Annotated in this window: 15 protein-coding genes and 1 pseudogene; 2 read left to right on the forward strand and 14 right to left on the reverse strand. The window is 71.8% G+C overall.

Going from position 1 to position 15,468, the window contains the following annotated elements; genetic code table 11:
- Positions 1-16 precede the first annotated feature (16 nt).
- The 9 genes and pseudogenes from tatC to EMA09_RS02890 all read right to left on the reverse strand — a co-directional run bounded on the left by tatC (position 17) and on the right by EMA09_RS02890 (position 7,929).
- Positions 17-934: a twin-arginine translocase subunit TatC gene (tatC, locus tag EMA09_RS02850; RefSeq protein WP_129838568.1), complete on the reverse strand. Its 918-nt coding sequence runs from the start codon at positions 932-934 to the stop codon at positions 17-19.
- Positions 935-1,028: 94 nt separating this feature from the next.
- Positions 1,029-1,310 (reverse strand): Sec-independent protein translocase subunit TatA, encoded by a 282-nt coding sequence (tatA, locus tag EMA09_RS02855; protein ID WP_129843795.1) that lies wholly within the window; start codon positions 1,308-1,310, stop codon positions 1,029-1,031.
- Between the two features lie 127 nt (positions 1,311-1,437).
- Positions 1,438-1,665, reverse strand: coding sequence for a hypothetical protein (locus EMA09_RS02860; RefSeq protein ID WP_129838570.1), 228 nt, complete (start codon positions 1,663-1,665; stop codon positions 1,438-1,440).
- Between the two features lie 2 nt (positions 1,666-1,667).
- Positions 1,668-2,669, reverse strand: coding sequence for a WYL domain-containing protein (locus tag EMA09_RS02865; protein WP_129838572.1), 1,002 nt, complete (start codon positions 2,667-2,669; stop codon positions 1,668-1,670).
- Positions 2,670-2,698: 29 nt separating this feature from the next.
- Positions 2,699-3,658 (reverse strand): WYL domain-containing protein, encoded by a 960-nt coding sequence (locus tag EMA09_RS02870; protein ID WP_129838574.1) that lies wholly within the window; start codon positions 3,656-3,658, stop codon positions 2,699-2,701.
- Positions 3,659-3,761: 103 nt separating this feature from the next.
- Complete coding sequence (locus EMA09_RS02875) at positions 3,762-4,133, reverse strand: FKBP-type peptidyl-prolyl cis-trans isomerase (protein ID WP_129838576.1); 372 nt, start codon at positions 4,131-4,133, stop codon at positions 3,762-3,764.
- 7 nt (positions 4,134-4,140) lie between these two features.
- Positions 4,141-5,202, reverse strand: a complete 1,062-nt coding sequence (locus EMA09_RS02880) for an FKBP-type peptidyl-prolyl cis-trans isomerase (RefSeq protein WP_240796204.1) — start codon at positions 5,200-5,202, stop codon at positions 4,141-4,143.
- 94 nt (positions 5,203-5,296) lie between these two features.
- Positions 5,297-6,658 (reverse strand): Pup--protein ligase, encoded by a 1,362-nt coding sequence (gene pafA / locus EMA09_RS02885; protein WP_129838578.1) that lies wholly within the window; start codon positions 6,656-6,658, stop codon positions 5,297-5,299.
- A gap of 9 nt (positions 6,659-6,667) precedes the next feature.
- Positions 6,668-7,929: pseudogene (locus EMA09_RS02890) on the reverse strand (MFS transporter).
- Positions 7,930-8,092: 163 nt separating this feature from the next.
- Between EMA09_RS02890 and EMA09_RS02895 the strand changes: the two are divergent.
- Positions 8,093-9,160 carry a LacI family DNA-binding transcriptional regulator gene (locus tag EMA09_RS02895; protein ID WP_240796205.1) on the forward strand — a complete coding sequence of 356 codons (1,068 nt, stop codon included), beginning with the start codon at positions 8,093-8,095 and terminating at the stop codon, positions 9,158-9,160.
- A 95-nt stretch (positions 9,161-9,255) separates the two neighbouring features.
- Here EMA09_RS02895 and prcA read toward each other — a convergent pair whose 3' ends face one another.
- From prcA to arc, 5 genes are all read right to left on the reverse strand, one after another.
- Complete coding sequence (prcA, locus tag EMA09_RS02900) at positions 9,256-10,008, reverse strand: proteasome subunit alpha (RefSeq protein WP_129838582.1); 753 nt, start codon at positions 10,006-10,008, stop codon at positions 9,256-9,258.
- An 84-nt stretch (positions 10,009-10,092) separates the two neighbouring features.
- Positions 10,093-10,938, reverse strand: coding sequence for a proteasome subunit beta (prcB, locus tag EMA09_RS02905; protein ID WP_129838584.1), 846 nt, complete (start codon positions 10,936-10,938; stop codon positions 10,093-10,095).
- A 145-nt stretch (positions 10,939-11,083) separates the two neighbouring features.
- Entirely contained in the window at positions 11,084-11,302 is a 219-nt protein-coding gene (locus EMA09_RS02910; protein WP_129838586.1) for a ubiquitin-like protein Pup, read from the reverse strand.
- 129 nt (positions 11,303-11,431) lie between these two features.
- The gene (gene dop / locus EMA09_RS02915; RefSeq protein WP_129838588.1) at positions 11,432-12,943 is read right to left on the reverse strand and encodes a depupylase/deamidase Dop; all 1,512 of its coding nucleotides are present in this window, start codon (positions 12,941-12,943) and stop codon (positions 11,432-11,434) included.
- A 202-nt stretch (positions 12,944-13,145) separates the two neighbouring features.
- Complete coding sequence (gene arc, locus EMA09_RS02920) at positions 13,146-14,912, reverse strand: proteasome ATPase (protein ID WP_129838590.1); 1,767 nt, start codon at positions 14,910-14,912, stop codon at positions 13,146-13,148.
- Between the two features lie 241 nt (positions 14,913-15,153).
- Here arc and EMA09_RS02925 point away from each other — a divergent pair, with 241 nt between their 5' ends.
- Positions 15,154-15,465, forward strand: coding sequence for a ferredoxin (locus EMA09_RS02925; protein ID WP_129838592.1), 312 nt, complete (start codon positions 15,154-15,156; stop codon positions 15,463-15,465).
- Positions 15,466-15,468: the final 3 nt, after the last annotated feature.

Below are 15,468 nucleotides of genomic sequence, written 5' to 3' on the forward strand. Positions count from 1 at the left end.
GACGACGCTGCGGGGCTCAGGTGATGTCATCGAAGCGGCCGCCGGCGCCGTCGTCCAGCGCCGAGGAGGACACCCGCTCGGCCGGCTCGACGGTGCTGGGCGTGAGGTCGAGGGACGACGCCTCGTCGTCGCCGAGCTGTTCCTCCTCCTCGACCAGCCGCCGGCGACGACGGCGGTCGTTCAACAGCGCGACACCGCAGGCGATGAAGTACAGACCGGTGAGGGGCACCTGGAGGGCCACCATGGACATCAGGTCCGTCGGCGTGATCGCCGCGGCGAACACCGCGATGCCGACGACCATCCACCGCCACCAGCTCAGCATCCGCCGGCCCGTGAGGATGCCGCCGAAGTTGAGCATCACCAGGAGCAGCGGCAGCTCGAACGAGAGGCCGAACGCCAGGGCCATCCGCACGGTGAGGTCGAGGACCTCCTCCATGGACACATAGTTCTGCGCGTCCGGGGCGCTGAAGCTCAGCAGGACGGGCACGGCGCGCCCGAGCAGCCAGTACGCGAAGCAGGCGCCGGCGACGAACAGCGGCACCCCCACCCCGACGACGGCGCGCGAGTACTTCTTCTCGTGGCGGTGCAGGCCGGGCGCGATGAAGGCCCAGAGCTGGTAGAGCCACACCGGCGACGCCGCGGTCAGCCCCACCAGCAGGGAAACCCGGAAATACGTCGCGAACGGGGCGGTCAGGCCGTTCTGCGAGAGAATGGCGCACCGGTGGGCCTCGGCATCGGGATCGTTCACCGAGGAACAGATCGGGACCGGCCGGCTGAGGAAGTCCATGATGTCCTTGGCGAAGAACATCGCGACGACGGTGACCACCAGAATCGCGAGGACCGAGATCCCGAGCCGGTTGCGCAGCTCACGCAGGTGCTCGGTGAGGGGCATGCGCCCCTCCGGGTCCTTCATCTTCCGCGCGCCCTTGGGCACCCCACGTCCTCATCTCGCTCGGCGGCCTGGCGGGACGGGCCGCCCGGCCCGCCCGCGACCACGCGGCGCCCGCGCACACGGGCGGCCACGGGTGTCAGTTCTGCTGGGCGCTGCCCCTGGGCTCCTCGACCGGGCGGGCGCTCGCCACGTCACCGGGGGCGGCCTGGATGGTGCGGGAGGCGGTACCGGGGTCCGCGGGCGCGGCGGTGTCCGTCTCCTGGGAACGGCCGTCGTTCCTCATGGCGGCGGTCTCGCTCTTCAGGATGCGGAGGGACTTGCCCAGCGAGCGGGCGGTGTCCGGCAGCCGCTTGGAGCCGAAGACGAGCACCACGACGAGCAAGACGAGCAGGATGTGCCATACGGAGAGCGAGCCCATGGTCTCGTCCACTTTCTTCCGGGGAGGAAATTCGTCCGCCGTGCCGGACGGCGGCATTCCGAACCGTCCGCACGAGCTGCAATCTTAACGCGCCGGGGTGAACGCGAATCAATGCCAGGGCATCCGGCTATTCACCCGCACTCCGGTCACCGTACGCACGGTACGCGGCGCCGCCGCCGGTGGCGAGGGGGGCGGCGGCCCTTTCCAGCTCGGCCGCGGCGTCCTCGATCCGTTCCGACGCGTCCGCCACGGCCCGGGCGAAACGGCGCACCTCGATCCCGACCCGGACGGCCAGGACACCCAGCACCGCGACACCGGCGAACGCCAGCACGACCTGCGTCATGGGCCAGAACACGCTCAGTCCGCCTCTCCCCCGGCGGCGCCCGGCAGCGCGTCCGGGGTCTCGTACCGTTCGAGCGCGGCGCGTGCGGCGTCCCGCGCGCTGTCGGCCAGCTCCTGCGGCGCGACGATGCGCCCGTCGCCGCCGAGGCGGAGCGCGAGCCGGCGCAGGATGGCCGGGTCGGAGGCGCGCAGCGTGACGCGCAACCCGCCGTCCGGCAGTTCCTCGGCCGAGTCGTGCGGGTAGTACTCGGCGACCCAGCGCCCGCCGGGGCCGACCTCGATCACCGCCTCGGGGTCGCCGGGCGACGGCTGCACCAGGCCCTCGCTCAGGTCCCTCGGCTCGACGGCCGGCGGCTCGGCCGGGGTGTCGAGCAGCTCGATGCGCGCCACCCGGTCGAGCCGGAACGTGCGCCGCGCCTCGGAGCGGTGGCACCACGCCTCGACATAGGTGTGGCCGACCGCGAACAGCCGGATCGGGTCGATCTCGCGGTCGGTCAGCTCGTCGCGGCCCGGTGAGTAGTAGCGGATGCGCAGGCGCCTGCGCTCGGTGATGGCGCGGTCCACGTCGGCGAAGACGCCGCCCTCCGACTCGAAGGTGACGGCGAGCCGGGCACTGGCGCCCGCCGCCTCGCCGGCCGCCGCCTCCAGCTTCGCGGTGGCGCGCAGCAGCGCGTTGCGGTCCCCCTCGCGCAGCCCCGGCAGGGTCGCGACGGCGCGGGCGGCGACGAGGAGCGCGGTGGCCTCGTCGGCGGCGAGCCGCAGCGGCTGGCCGGTGCCGTCACCGACCGCGTTCGCGTTGTGCCACCAGATGTGCTCGCCGTCCGTGTCGATGTCGAGCAGGTCGCCGCCGCGGAAGCTGGTGCCGCACATGGGCAGGACGCTCAGGTCGGAGATCAGCTCGTCCTCGGTGACGCCGAACGCGCGCGCCACCTCGTCCACGCGTGCGCCGGGGCGCTCGCGCAGATACGTGACGAGGGACAGCATCCGCCGTGTCCTGTCGATGGCGCTGGTCGCCATGGTCGTCGTGTCTCCCTCTCGGCCCTCGGTCAGCCCTTGGCGACGGCGCGCAGCCGCTCCACCACGTCGGCCCGCAGCTCGGCGGGCTCCAGAACGATCACATCGGGGCCGAACTCGGCCAGCCACGCGTCGAGCCCGTGTCCGTACGGGATCTCCAGGTCGTCCCACCCGCTGAGCCCCGGGGCCTCGGTGACGGCGCTCGCGCGGGCGCGCAGCGGGTAGCCCGCGCCGGCGCGCAGCCGGATGCGCGCCTGGCCGGTGGGCTCCTCCCCCGCCCAGCGGGCCACGACCTCGCGCAGCGCCACATGCCCGGGGACGTCGGCGGTGAACGAGCCGAGCCGCGACTTGACGCGCCCGGTGATCCGCGAGAGGCGGAACACGCGCTGCGCCTGCCGGTCGCGGTCGAAGCCGGCCAGGTACCAGTGACCGCGCCAGCACTCCAGCGCCCACGGCTCCACATGGCGCGTCGAGGGGCGGGCCGCGTTGGACTTGCGGTAGTCGAACGTGACGGGCCTGCGGTCCCGGCAGGCGACCATCAGGGGTTCGAACGCCGCCTCGCCGGCCGGCACCCGCGGCTCGATCGCGCTGTAGGACCCGACCTCGTCCGGCGCCAGCGGCATGCCGGCGGCGCGCAGCTTCTGCAGGGCGCCGCTGGCCGCTCCGGCGAGCCTGGCCTGCTGCCAGACGCGGGCGGCCAGCGTCAGGGCGGCGGCCTCCTCGGCGTCCAGGGTGATGGGCGGGAGCTGGTTGCGGTCGCGGCGGGCGACGTAGCCCGTGTCGCCGTCGACGCTCTCGACCGTCTCGATGACGAGGCCGAGTTCCCGCAGGTCCTCCTTGTCCCGCTCGAACATGCGGTTGAAGGCGTCCTCGGAGTCGATCTCCATGTACGCCTCGATGGAGGAGCGCAGTTCCCGCTTGTTCAGCGGACGGCCGGTGCCGAGCAGGCACAGCGCAAGGTTCATCAGCCGCTCGGCCTTGGCGATCGCCATCGGTGTGCCGCCCCTCTCCGCCCGGGACCCGGTGCGGCGGCGCCGGACACGCCGCGGGGCCCATCCCCCGAGGGGATGGGCCCCACCGTACCCCGTGCGGGGATCAGGCCGAGACCAGATCGCAGACGAAGATCAGCGTCTCGCCCGGCCCGATCGCGCTGCCGGCACCCCGGTCCCCGTACGCGAGGTGCGGGGGAATGATGAGCTGCCGGCGGCCGCCGACCCGCATGCCCTGCACACCCCGGTCCCAGCCCGGGATGACCTGCCCGCCGCCGAGCTGGAAGCGCAGCGGGGCGCCCCGGTTCCAGCTCGCGTCGAACTCCTCGCCGCTGCTGAACGAGACCCCGACGTAGTGAACGGAGACCTGGGCACCGGCCTCGGCGACGGGGCCGTCACCCTCCCAGATGTCCTTGATCTCCAGGTCGGCCGGGGGCTCGCCGCCGGGGAAGTCCACCTCGGGCTTGTCGATGTTCACGTGCGAATCACTCCTGTGCGCTTGCTCGAAGATGACGCGGAACGCCCGGGGGCGTCCCGTCATGCGACGCCGATGATGTCGACGACGAACACCAGTGTGGAGCCTGCGGGGATCGTGCTGGTGTCCTGGTCCCCGTACCCGAGGTCCGGGGGATCACCAGGAGCACCCGATCGCCGACGTGCTTGCCGACGAGCCCCTGGTCCCAGCCCTGGACGACCTGGCCCGTGCCGATCTGGAACGCGGAGGCCGCGTCCCGCTCCCAGGAGGAGTCGAACATCTCGCCGTCCGCCCAGGTCACACCCGTGTACTGGATGACGAGGGCCTGGCCGGACTCGACCTCGGGTCCTTCGCCCTGGATGAGGACCTGGTCGCGCAGCTCCTCCGGGGGGTCCTCGCCCTCGGGGATCGTGATGGTGGCCGCCTCGGCGGCGTCCGCCTCGACCGTGGGCATGCCCTCGTCGGGCGGCGCCTGTTCGCCCTCGACCCGCGAGGTCGGGTCGACGGAGCTGGCGGCGACGACGTCGATGACCCACACGACGCCCTCGTCCTCGTCGAGGCCCATCTGCTGGGCGGCCTGCCCGATCATGTCGGTCGCCCGGCCCTGGACCATGACGCGGCTGCCGACGTGGGTGCCGACGAGCGGCTCGGTGACGGTGGCGAGGAGCAGCGAGTCCTCACCGGCCTGGGCGGTCACCTGCTGCCGGGGGGTGTCCGCGCTCTCCTCGTCGTCCCCCTCGGCGTTGTCGCCGCCGGTGCTCTCCTCACCCGTGCCGGCGCTCCAGGTGTTGACGAGGTCCTCGTTGTCGGAGGTGGTGCGGGCGAGGACGTCGAGCCGGAGGTAGTCCCCCTTGCCGACCTCCGCGCCGTCGCCCTCGGAGAGCACCTCGCTCACGACGTCGCTGCCGACCTGCTTGCTGTCGATGTCGATCTCGGGCTGTTCACCCGCGTCGCCCGACACGGTGGCGACCGGGCCGCTGGGCTCCGAATCGCCGCAGGCCGCCAGCGGGAGCAGGAGCGCGGGGACGGTGAGAGCCGCGGCGATGCGGCCCACGCGTTTGGTGGGGGTCATGTTTCCAACTCGGCATAGGGGGCGTTCGGGGCGGAACCCGCTGGTCCCGCCCCACCCTACGACCTCCCGGGCACGGCCTCGGACGGCCCGATGATCACATCCCGGCGATCAGTTTCTCCACGCGTTCGTCCACGGAACGGAACGGGTCCTTGCACAGAACCGTCCGCTGGGCCTGGTCGTTGAGCTTCAGGTGCACCCAGTCCACGGTGAAGTCGCGGCGCTGTTCCTGGGCGCGGCGGATGAAGTCGCCCCGCAGCCGCGCGCGGGTGGTCTGGGGCGGCACGGACTTGCCCTGGAAGATCTTGAGGTCGTTGCACACGCGCTCGGCCTGCCCCTTGCGCTCCAGCAGGTAGTACAGGCCGCGGCGGCGGTGGATGTCGTGGTAGGCGAGGTCTATCTGCGCCACGCGGGGGTGGGACATGGTCAGGTTGTGCTTGGCCCGGTACCGCTCGATGAGCTGGTACTTCATGACCCAGTCGATCTCGGTGTTGATCTTGTCGAGCTCCTGGGCGCGGATCGCCTCCAGCGACCTGCCCCACAGTTCGAGGACGCGCTCGGTCAGGCCGGTGCGCATCCCGCGGCGCTCGCAGAAGTCGAGGGCCTTCTCGTAGTACTCCTGCTGGATCTCCAGCGCGGACGCCTCCCGGCCGGTCGCGAGGCGGACCTTGCGCTGGCCGGTGATGTCGTGGCTGACCTCGCGGATGGCCCGGATCGGGTTCTCCAGGGTGAGGTCGCGCATCACGGTGCCGGCCTCGATCATGCGGAGCACCAGGTCGGTGGCGCCGACCTTGAGCAGCATGGTCGTCTCGGACATGTTGGAGTCGCCGACGATGACGTGCAGCCTGCGGTAGCGCTCGGCGTCCGCGTGCGGCTCGTCCCTGGTGTTGATGATGGGCCGGGAGCGCGTCGTCGCCGAGCTGACACCCTCCCAGATGTGCTCGGCGCGCTGGCTCACGCAGAAGACGGCGCCGCGCGGCGTCTGGAGCACCTTGCCCGCGCCGCAGATGAGCTGGCGGGTGACGAGGAAGGGGATCAGCACGTCCGCCAGGCGGGAGAACTCGCCGTGCCGCGCGACGAGGTAGTTCTCGTGGCAGCCGTAGGAGTTCCCCGCGGAGTCGGTGTTGTTCTTGAAGAGGTAGACGTCACCGGCGATGCCCTCCTCGTGCAGGCGCCGTTCGGCGTCCACGAGGAGGCCCTCCAGAATGCGCTCACCCGCCTTGTCGTGCGTGATGAGCTCCACGACGTTGTCGCACTCGGGTGTCGCGTACTCGGGGTGCGAGCCGACGTCCAGGTACAGCCGGGCACCGTTGCGCAGGAACACGTTGCTGCTGCGGCCCCATGACACGACGCGGCGGAAGAGGTACCTCGCCACCTCGTCCGGGGACAGCCGGCGCTGACCGCGGAACGTACAGGTGACCCCGTACTCGTTCTCCAACCCGAAGATTCGGCGATCCATGAGTGAACATTACGCCTGATGCCCTGTTCTGAAACCGGGTTCGAGCGCGGCGTTTCGATCATTTCGCGATTCCGCGACGGGGGCGGCGGCGCGGTCGCGACCGGTGAGGACGCGGACGGTCGCGAGCAGCGTGAGCAGGGCCAGGCAGCCGCAGGCGCCGGTCACGGAGAACCCTGCGGCGACGGAGGAGCGTTCGATGACGGGGCCGACGACGGCCGTGCCGGCGGCCGAGCCGACGCCGAACGCGGTCACGAGCCAGGAGAACGCCTCGGTGACCGTGCCGGAGGGCGCCTGGCGGTCTATGACGACGAACGCGCAGGCCAGCGCCGGGGCGAGGAAGACGCCCGCGAGGACGGACAGCAGCGTCATCAGGAGGATGCTGTCGGGCACCAGCACGAGGGGAGGTAGCCGGCGGCGAGCGCGGCGGTGAGGCGGCGGAGCCGTGGCTCGGGCGCGCCCGCCCAGCGCCGCGCGCCGTAGAGGAGGCCGCCGGCCAGGGCGCCCACGGCGAGCCCCGAGTTGAGCCAGGTCGCGATGAGCTGGTCGCCGTGGTCCTCGGCGTAGGCGACGTCCGCGACGGCGATGGAGCCGAGGGCGCCGCCGACGAAGAAGAAGCAGGCGAGGAGGGCGAGCAGCCCGGACGACCGCAGCGCGCCGAGCCAGTGCGCCTCGCGCGGGGCGGCGCGCCACCGGCGGGAGGGTCCCGACAGGACGACGGAGAGCGCGCCGATGACGCCGAGCACGTTGATCACGAGGAGGGCCGCCGCCTCGGACCAGGTGGCGACCAGGAGCATGACGATCAGCGGTCCGGTCGCGAACATGACCTCCTGCGCCACGGCGTCGAGGGCGTAGGCGCGGTGGACGATGTCGCCCTTGCCGAGGACGGACGGCCACAGGGCGCGCAGGCCGCCCTCCAGGGGCGGGGTGGCGAGGCCGGCGATCAGGCAGGCGGCCCAGGCGACGGCGGGCGGGTCGGTGCCCGCGATGGCGAGGGACACCATGGCGAGGCCGGAGACGAGGGCGGCGGGCAGCATGACGCGGGGCTGCCCGTGCAGGTCGGCGAGGCGGCCGAGGACGGGCTGGCCGACGGCGTTGGCCACCCCGTAGGCGGCCGAGAGCAGTCCGGCGAACGTGTAGTCGCCGCCCTCTGCGCGGACGAACAGCACGATGGCGAGGGCGGACGTGCCGTTGGGCAGGCGTCCGACGAGAGTGCCCGCGAGGAGGCGCACGGCGTGGCGTGTGCGCAGCAGTTCCCGGTAGCCCGTGGCCATGGCATCAGTCCCTGGTGAGGCCCCGGCGGCGGCGGGCCGGGGCGTGCGAGTGTTACGTATAACGTCGCATGATTCTACGTACGATGGTCGTCCTGCTGGACCGCTCATTCCGGGACAGGCGGACGGCGGGGGACGGACACCGGCACAGGGAGGCGCGGGCACCGTGGGCGACACGGGGACGGGCGGGGACGACCGCTCCGGGACCGGCGGGCAGCGCGCCGGCGGGGGACGGCCGACGAGCCGGGACGTCGCCCGGCGCGCGGGGGTCTCGCAGGCGGCGGTCTCCCTGGTGCTGCGGGAGCGGTGGCACGGCCGCGTCTCGCCCGCCCGCGCGGACGCCGTGCGCGCCGCCGCGCGTGAGCTGGGCTACCGGCCGAACCAGGCCGCGCGCTCCCTGCGGCTCGGCCGGAGCCGGACGGTCCTCGTGGTGGTGCCGGCGGCACCCAACGAGTTCTTCGCGCGGGTGCACGCCGGCGCGTCCGGGGTCGCGGCGGCGGCGGACGTGGGCGTGGTGCTCTACCCGTCGCCCGGGGGCCTGGGCCGGGCTCCCGACCCGTTCGCCTCGGCGAGCGCGACCCTCGACGGGGTCCTCGCGTCCTCCATGGCGGTGGAGACCCTGGAACAACTGAGCGAAGGGGGACTTCCGCTGGTCATGCTGGACAGCGAGCCGCTGAGCGGACCGGCGGCGGCGACGGTCAACCCCGACATCGCGGCCGGCACCGGCCTGGTCGTGGACCACCTGCTGGCTCTCGGCCACCGCAGGTTCGCCCACGTGGCGGCCGACGTCCCCTCATGGACCTTCGGTGTCCGGGCGCGGGTGCTGCGGGACCGGCTCGCCGACGCGCCCGGCGCACGCCTGCTCGCCCGGGAACGGGGGCCGCTCACCGTCGCGGGAGGACTCGCCGCCGCGGGCCGCGCCCTGGCCGCGACGCCACGGCCCACCGCCCTGGTCTGCGACGACGACACCATGGCCGCCGGGGCCTGCAAGGCGGTACGGCGGATGGGACTGCGCGTCCCGGAGGACGTGTCGGTGACCGGCTTCGACGACCTGGCGCTCGCGACCGCCGTGGAGCCGGAGCTGACGACGGTGCGCCTGCCCGCCGAGGAGCTGGGCGCCGCGGGTCTGCGCGCCCTGCTCGACGTCCTCGCCGGCCGGCCGGGCGGCACCACCGTGCTGCCGGTCGACCTGGTGCGGCGCGGCTCCACGGCACCGCCGCCCGCCACGGCCTGACGGGGTGCCCGCGTCCCGTCGGACGGAACCGGACACGGGAGTGCCCCGGGGCGGGAACCCCGGGGCACTTGTCCCTGGATTGCGCCCGGCGGGGCCTACGCCTCCTCGCCGTCCGCCTCCTCAGCGGCGGCGGCCCCGTCCGCCGCGCCGTCACCGGCCAGCAGGGACGACAGGCGACTGCCCAGGACACGCTTGAACTTGCGCGTCTGCGGCCGGGTCCGGTCGAGGACGGCCACTTCGAGCTGGTCCGCCGTCAGCTCGCGCTCCCCGCCGCCGGCCTCGCGGGAGAGGGCGTCGACGGCGAGCCGCAGCGCCTCCCCCAGGCTCATCCCGTCACGGTGCCGCTCGCCCAGGTAGCTGCTGATCTGGTCCGCGTTGCCGCCGACCGCGACCGAACCGTGCTCGTCGATGATCGAACCGTCGTGCGGCAGCCGGTAGATCTCGTCGTCCTCCGGCCGCTCACCGACCTCGGCGACCAGCAGCTCCACCTCGTAGGGCTTCTCCGCCGCGCTGGAGAAGATGTTGCCCAGGGTCTGGGCGTAGAGGTTGGCCAGGCCACGGGCGGTGACGTCCGCGCGGTCGTACGTGTAGCCGCGGAGGTCGGCGTACCGCGTGCCGCCGATGCGGAGACTCTCGTACTCGTTGTACTTGCCGGTCGCCGCGAAGGCGATGCGGTCGTAGATCTCGCTCACCTTGTGCAGGGCGCGCGACGGGTTCTCGGCGACGAACACGATGCCGTCGGCGTACTGCAGGACCACCAGGCTGCGCCCGCGCGCGATGCCCTTGCGGGCGTACTCGGCGCGGTCCGCCATGGCCTGCTGGGGTGAGACATAGAACGGTGTGGACACCGGCTACTCGTCCCTTCGACGTCACTGGAGAAACAGGGGGCTCGGCGCTCGGCCCGGTGCCCTCGGGCCGCCGGGCACCGCACACTACAGAACGGGCGCCTGCGGCCCGTCGGGCTGGGAGAGCCTGCCGTCGTGCACCGCGCGGACCACCTCGGCGACCTCCGCCTCGGTGAGCCTGCGGTAGCCATCCTCGGTGATGACCGTGACGATCGGGTAGATGCGGCGGGCGAGGTCGGGGCCGCCGGTCGCCGAGTCGTCGTCGGCGGCGTCGTACAGCGCCTGCACGACGGCCGTCACCGTGTCCCGCTCGCCGAGGTCGCGGCGGTGCAGCTTCTTCAGCGCGCCCCGGGCGAAGATGGAGCCCGAGCCGACGGCGGCGAAGCCCTGCTCCTCGGACCGGCCGCCGGTGACGTCGTAGGAGAAGATCCGGCCGCCGCCGCGCTCCAGGTCGTACCCGGCGAACAGCGGGATGACCGCCAGGCCCTGCATGGCCATGCCGAGGTTGCCGCGGATCATGGTGGACAGGCGGTTGGCCTTGCCCTCCAGCGACAGGACGTGCCCCTCGACCTTCTCGAAGTGCTCCAGTTCGAGCTGGAAGAGCTTCACCAGCTCGACGGCGAGGCCCGCCGTGCCGGCGATACCGACCGCCGAGTACTCGTCGGCGGGGAAGACCTTCTCGATGTCGCGCTGGGCGATCATGTTGCCCATGGTGGCGCGGCGGTCACCGGCGAGCACGACTCCCTCGCCGAAGGTGGCGGCCACGATCGTGGTGCCGTGCACCGTCTCCACGACTCCCTCCACGGGCGGCAGCGCGCGGTGGCCGGGCAGCCGCTCGGGGGCGTGGTCGGTCAGGAAGTCGAGGAACGAGGAGGAGCCCGGCCGGAGGAAGGCCGCCGGGAGTCGCCCCTGGTCATGGGAGTTGGCTGCCACAGGGTTCCTTCCAGTGAGTGGACGGTCCGCTGCCCCGGCCGGCGTACGGCCGGGGCAGCGGCAGGCTATGGCACGGACCCTACCCGCCCCTCGGCGGTGATCCACATCGGCCGCGGAAACCGCGCGGCGCCGGCGGGCGGGCCGCCTACTGGCCGCCCTTCTGCACGAAACTGCGGACGAAGTCCTCGGCGTTGGACTCGAGGACCTCGTCGATCTCGTCGAGGACGGAGTCGACGTCGTCCGACAGGGCCTCCTGCCGCTCCTTCAGCTCCTCGGAGACCTCGGCGTCCTGCGCCTGCTCCTCGGCTTCCTCGTTGGTGCGCGACGCCCTCTGCTGGCCGCCGCCGGTGTCTTTGGTCGCCATCTCCCTCACCCCATGTTCAGGTTCGACGTGACAAGGTCAGACCCTACTGGCTGGGACTGACATCGGCTTCTCGACTTTTTCCGCGTCCACCGCTGGGACCACTGTCATGATTCCCGGATCGGGACCGGATCAGCCGCCGGACAGGGCACGGACCAGATCGTTCGCCGTCGGACAGCGGTCGAGCAGGTCCTTCACGTGCTCGCGGGTGCCCCGCAGCGGGTCCATCGTCGGTACCCGCTGGAGGGAGTCGCGGCCGGGCAGGTCGAAGATGACCGAGTCCCACGAGGCCGCGGCGACGTCGTCGGCGTACTGCTCCAGGCAGCGGCCCCGGAAGTAGGCCCTGGTGTCCTCCGGCGGGCTGACCCGGGCCCGCTCCACGTCCCGCTCGTCCAGGAGCCGCGTGATGCGGCCGCGGTCGACGAGACGGTTGTACAGGCCCTTGTCGGGGCGCACGTCCGCGTACTGCAGGTCGATGAGCTGGAGCCGGGCGGCGTCCCAGCCGAGGCCGTCGCGCCGGCGGTAGCCCTCCATCAGCTCCCGCTTCGCGACCCAGTCGAGCTGACCCGAAAGGCTCATCGGATCGCTCTCGAGACGGCCGAGCACGTCCTCCCAGCGCGTCAGGACGTCGGCGGTCTCCTCGTCGAGGTCGGCGCCCCAGCGCTCGTCGGCGTACTTGCGGGCCAGCTCGCAGTACTCCATCTGGAGCTGGACGGCCGTCAGCGTGCGGCCGCTGCGGAGCGTCACCAGCTCCTTCAGGGACGGGTCGTGGCTCACGCGGTGCAGCGTGCGCACGGGCTGGTCCACCGCGAGGTCCACCGTGATGAAGCCGTCCTCGATCATGGACAGGACGAGCGCGGTCGTCCCGAGCTTGAGGTAGGTGGAGACCTCGGCGAGGTTGGCGTCGCCGATGATGACATGCAGCCTGCGGTAGCGCTCGGCGTCGGCGTGCGGCTCGTCCCTGGTGTTGATGATGGGCCGCTTGAGTGTCGTCTCGAGACCGACCTCGACCTCGAAGTAGTCGGCCCGCTGGCTGAGCTGGAACCCGTGCTCGCCGCCGTCCTGCCCGATGCCGACCCGCCCGGCGCCGCACACCACCTGCCGCGAGACGAAGAACGGGGTCAGGTGCCGCACGATGTCCGAGAACGGCGTCTCCCGCTTCATGAGGTAGTTCTCGTGGGTGCCGTAGGAAGCGCCCTTGTTGTCGGTGTTGTTCTTGTACAGGTGGATCGGCTGGGCGCCGGGCACCTCGGCGGCGCGGCGGGCCGCCTCCGCCATGATGCGCTCGCCGGCCTTGTCCCACAGGAGGGCGGCGCGCGGCCCCGTGGTCTCGGGGGCGCTGTACTCGGGATGGGCGTGGTCCACGTACAGGCGGGCCCCGTTGGTGAGGATGACGTTGGCCAGGCCGATGTCCTCGTCGGTGAGCTGGCTTGCGTCCGCGTTGTCCCGAGCGAGGTCGAAGCCCCGGGCGTCGCGCAGCGGGTTCTCCTCCTCGAAGTCCCACCGGGCGCGGCGTGCCCGGTGCACGGCGGCCGCGTACGCGTTGACCACCTGGGACGAGGTGAGCATGGCGTTGGCGTTCGGGTGGCCGGGGACGGAGACGCCGTACTCGGTCTCGATGCCCATCACGCGCCGTACAGTCATGCGGCCCTCCTTGCCCGGCGGAGCCCCGGCACCGGCCCGTCGCCGCCGCCGCTGTGTCGAAGCGTAGGCGAGGGCGGGCGGATACGGAGACCGCCGCCGGCGGTTTTCCTTCTCGGAATGCGGCCGGGAAAGCGACGGCTGCGGGGCGCGCGCTCGCGTGCCCCGCAGCCGTCGCCGAAAGCCCGTACCGGTGGCTCGGCTGTTACAGGTACTGACCGGTGTTGGCGACCGTGTCGATGGAACGGCCGGTGTCGCCGCCCTGCTTTCCGGTGACGAGAGTACGGATGAAGACGATCCGCTCGCCCTTCTTCCCGGAGATGCGGGCCCAGTCGTCGGGATTGGTGGTGTTGGGAAGGTCCTCGTTCTCCTTGAACTCGTCCACGCAGGCGGAGAGCAGGTGGGAGACGCGCAGGCCCTTCTGGCCGTGGTCGAGGAAATCCTTGATCGCCATTTTCTTGGCGCGGTCCACGATGTTCTGGATCATGGCGCCGGAGTTGAAGTCCTTGAAGTAGAGGACTTCCTTGTCACCATTGGCGTAGGTGACCTCCAGGAAGCGGTTCTCCTCGCTCTCGGCGTACATCTGCTCCACGACCGTCTGGATCATGCCGTCGATCGCGGCGTCCGCGCTGCCGCGGTGCTCGGCGAGGTCGTCCGCGTGCAGCGGCAGGCGGGGCGTCAGGTACTTGGAGAAGATGTCCTTGGCGGCCTCGGCGTCCGGACGCTCGATCTTGATCTTCACATCGAGGCGGCCGGGGCGCAGGATCGCCGGGTCGATCATGTCCTCGCGGTTCGAGGCGCCGATGACGATGACGTTCTCCAGGCCCTCGACACCGTCGATCTCCGACAGGAGCTGGGGAACGATGGTGTTCTCCACATCGGAGCTGACGCCGGAGCCGCGGGTGCGGAAGAGGGAGTCCATCTCGTCGAAGAACACGATGACGGGCGTGCCCTCGCCGGCCTTCTCCCTGGCCCGCTGGAAGACCAGGCGGATGTGCCGCTCGGTCTCGCCGACGTACTTGTTGAGCAGCTCGGGACCCTTGATGTTGAGGAAGAAGCTCTTGCCCGCTGGCTTGCCGGTGACCTCGGCGACCTTCTTGGCCAGCGAGTTGGCGACGGCCTTGGCGATGAGCGTCTTGCCGCAGCCGGGCGGGCCGTAGAGCAGGACGCCCTTGGGCGGGCGCAGCTCGTGCTCCCTGAAGAGGTCGGGGTGGAGGTAGGGCAGCTCCACCGCGTCCCGGATGAGCTCGATCTGGCCGCCGAGCCCGCCGATCTGCGTGTAGTCGATGTCGGGGACCTCTTCGAGGACCAGCTCCTCGACCTCGCTCTTCGGCACCACCTCGAAGACGTAGCCGGAGCGCGGTTCCAGGAGGAGGGCGTCGCCGGCGCGCAGGGTGGCGTCCAGCAGGGGCTGCGCGAGCCTGACGACACGTTCCTCGTCGGTGTGGCCGACCACGAGGGCGCGCTCGCCGTCCTCCAGGATCTCCTTGAGGGTGACGATCTCGCCGGCGCGCTCGTACTCCATGGCGGCCACCACGTTGAGCGCCTCGTTGAGCATGACCTCCTGGCCGCGCCGGAGGTCGTCGAGGTCGATGCCGGGGCTGACGTTCACCCGGAGCTTGCGGCCGCCGGTGAAGATGTCGGCGGTGCCGTCGTCGCCGGCGGACAGGAAGACGCCGAAGCCGGACGGCGGCTGGGCGAGCCGGTCGACCTCCTCCTTGAGCGCCACGATCTGGTCACGCGCCTCGCGGAGTGTGGACGCGAGCCGCTCGTTCTGTGCGGAGACACCCGCCAGATTCGTCTGCAGCTCGACGACCCGCTCCTCCAGGATGCGCGTGTGGCGCGGGGAGTCGGCCAGCTTTCGGCGCAGGACGGTGATCTCCTGCTCAAGATCGGCCACCTGCCGGGCCGGGTCGTCGGGACCCCTGCCGGGCCGGACGCCGCGGTTGCTGTCGTCGTTCTGGGATACCACGGTCCTCACCTCCTCCAGAGGGAGCTGGACGCTTCCAGACCCTACCTGGACCGGTGCAGTTCGAAACCCCTAGATCACAAAGACGGTCGGGGTGTGTCCGATCTTCACCCTTGCGCACTCCCTCTTGCCAGGGAATACCCACCCCACACCTGGGGAAAGCGGCCCGCTGTATCGTCGAAGAAGGTCAATCCCGGCGGGGATGGCTCCTTTTGATGCGGACCGATCAGGAACGGCAGGGCGTATGACCACGCGCGAGGGGACCGAAGAGCTCGAGGTCTGGATCGACCAGGACCTGTGCACCGGGGACGGCATCTGCGCGCAGTACGCCCCCGAGGTCTTCGAGCTGGACATCGACGGCCTCGCCTACGTGAAGCCGCCCGTGCCAACCGGTGAGGAGGCGGAGCTGCTCACCACCCCGGGCGCGGCCGCCCGGGTGCCGCTGCCGCTGCTGCGGGACGTGACGGAGTCCGTGAAGGACTGCCCGGGCCAGTGCATCCACGTCCGGCGGGTGGCCGACCGCACCGAGGTGTACGGGCCCGACGCCGACGCCTGACCG

It is taken from the genome of Streptomyces sp. RFCAC02, assembly GCF_004193175.1.
Classification (GTDB): domain Bacteria; phylum Actinomycetota; class Actinomycetes; order Streptomycetales; family Streptomycetaceae; genus Streptomyces.

Coding starts and splice junctions, on each gene's coding strand:
- tatA (WP_129843795.1), bottom strand. CDS start 1,310: ATGGGCTCGCTCTCCGTATGGCACATCCTGCTCGTCTTGCTCGTCGTG.
- EMA09_RS02865 (WP_129838572.1), bottom strand. CDS start 2,669: ATGGCGACCAGCGCCATCGACAGGACACGGCGGATGCTGTCCCTCGTC.
- EMA09_RS02870 (WP_129838574.1), bottom strand. CDS start 3,658: ATGGCGATCGCCAAGGCCGAGCGGCTGATGAACCTTGCGCTGTGCCTG.
- EMA09_RS02880 (WP_240796204.1), bottom strand. CDS start 5,202: ATGACCCCCACCAAACGCGTGGGCCGCATCGCCGCGGCTCTCACCGTC.
- pafA (WP_129838578.1), bottom strand. CDS start 6,658: ATGGATCGCCGAATCTTCGGGTTGGAGAACGAGTACGGGGTCACCTGT.
- EMA09_RS02910 (WP_129838586.1), bottom strand. CDS start 11,302: ATGGCGACCAAAGACACCGGCGGCGGCCAGCAGAGGGCGTCGCGCACC.
- dop (WP_129838588.1), bottom strand. CDS start 12,943: ATGACTGTACGGCGCGTGATGGGCATCGAGACCGAGTACGGCGTCTCC.
- EMA09_RS02925 (WP_129838592.1), top strand. CDS start 15,154: ATGACCACGCGCGAGGGGACCGAAGAGCTCGAGGTCTGGATCGACCAG.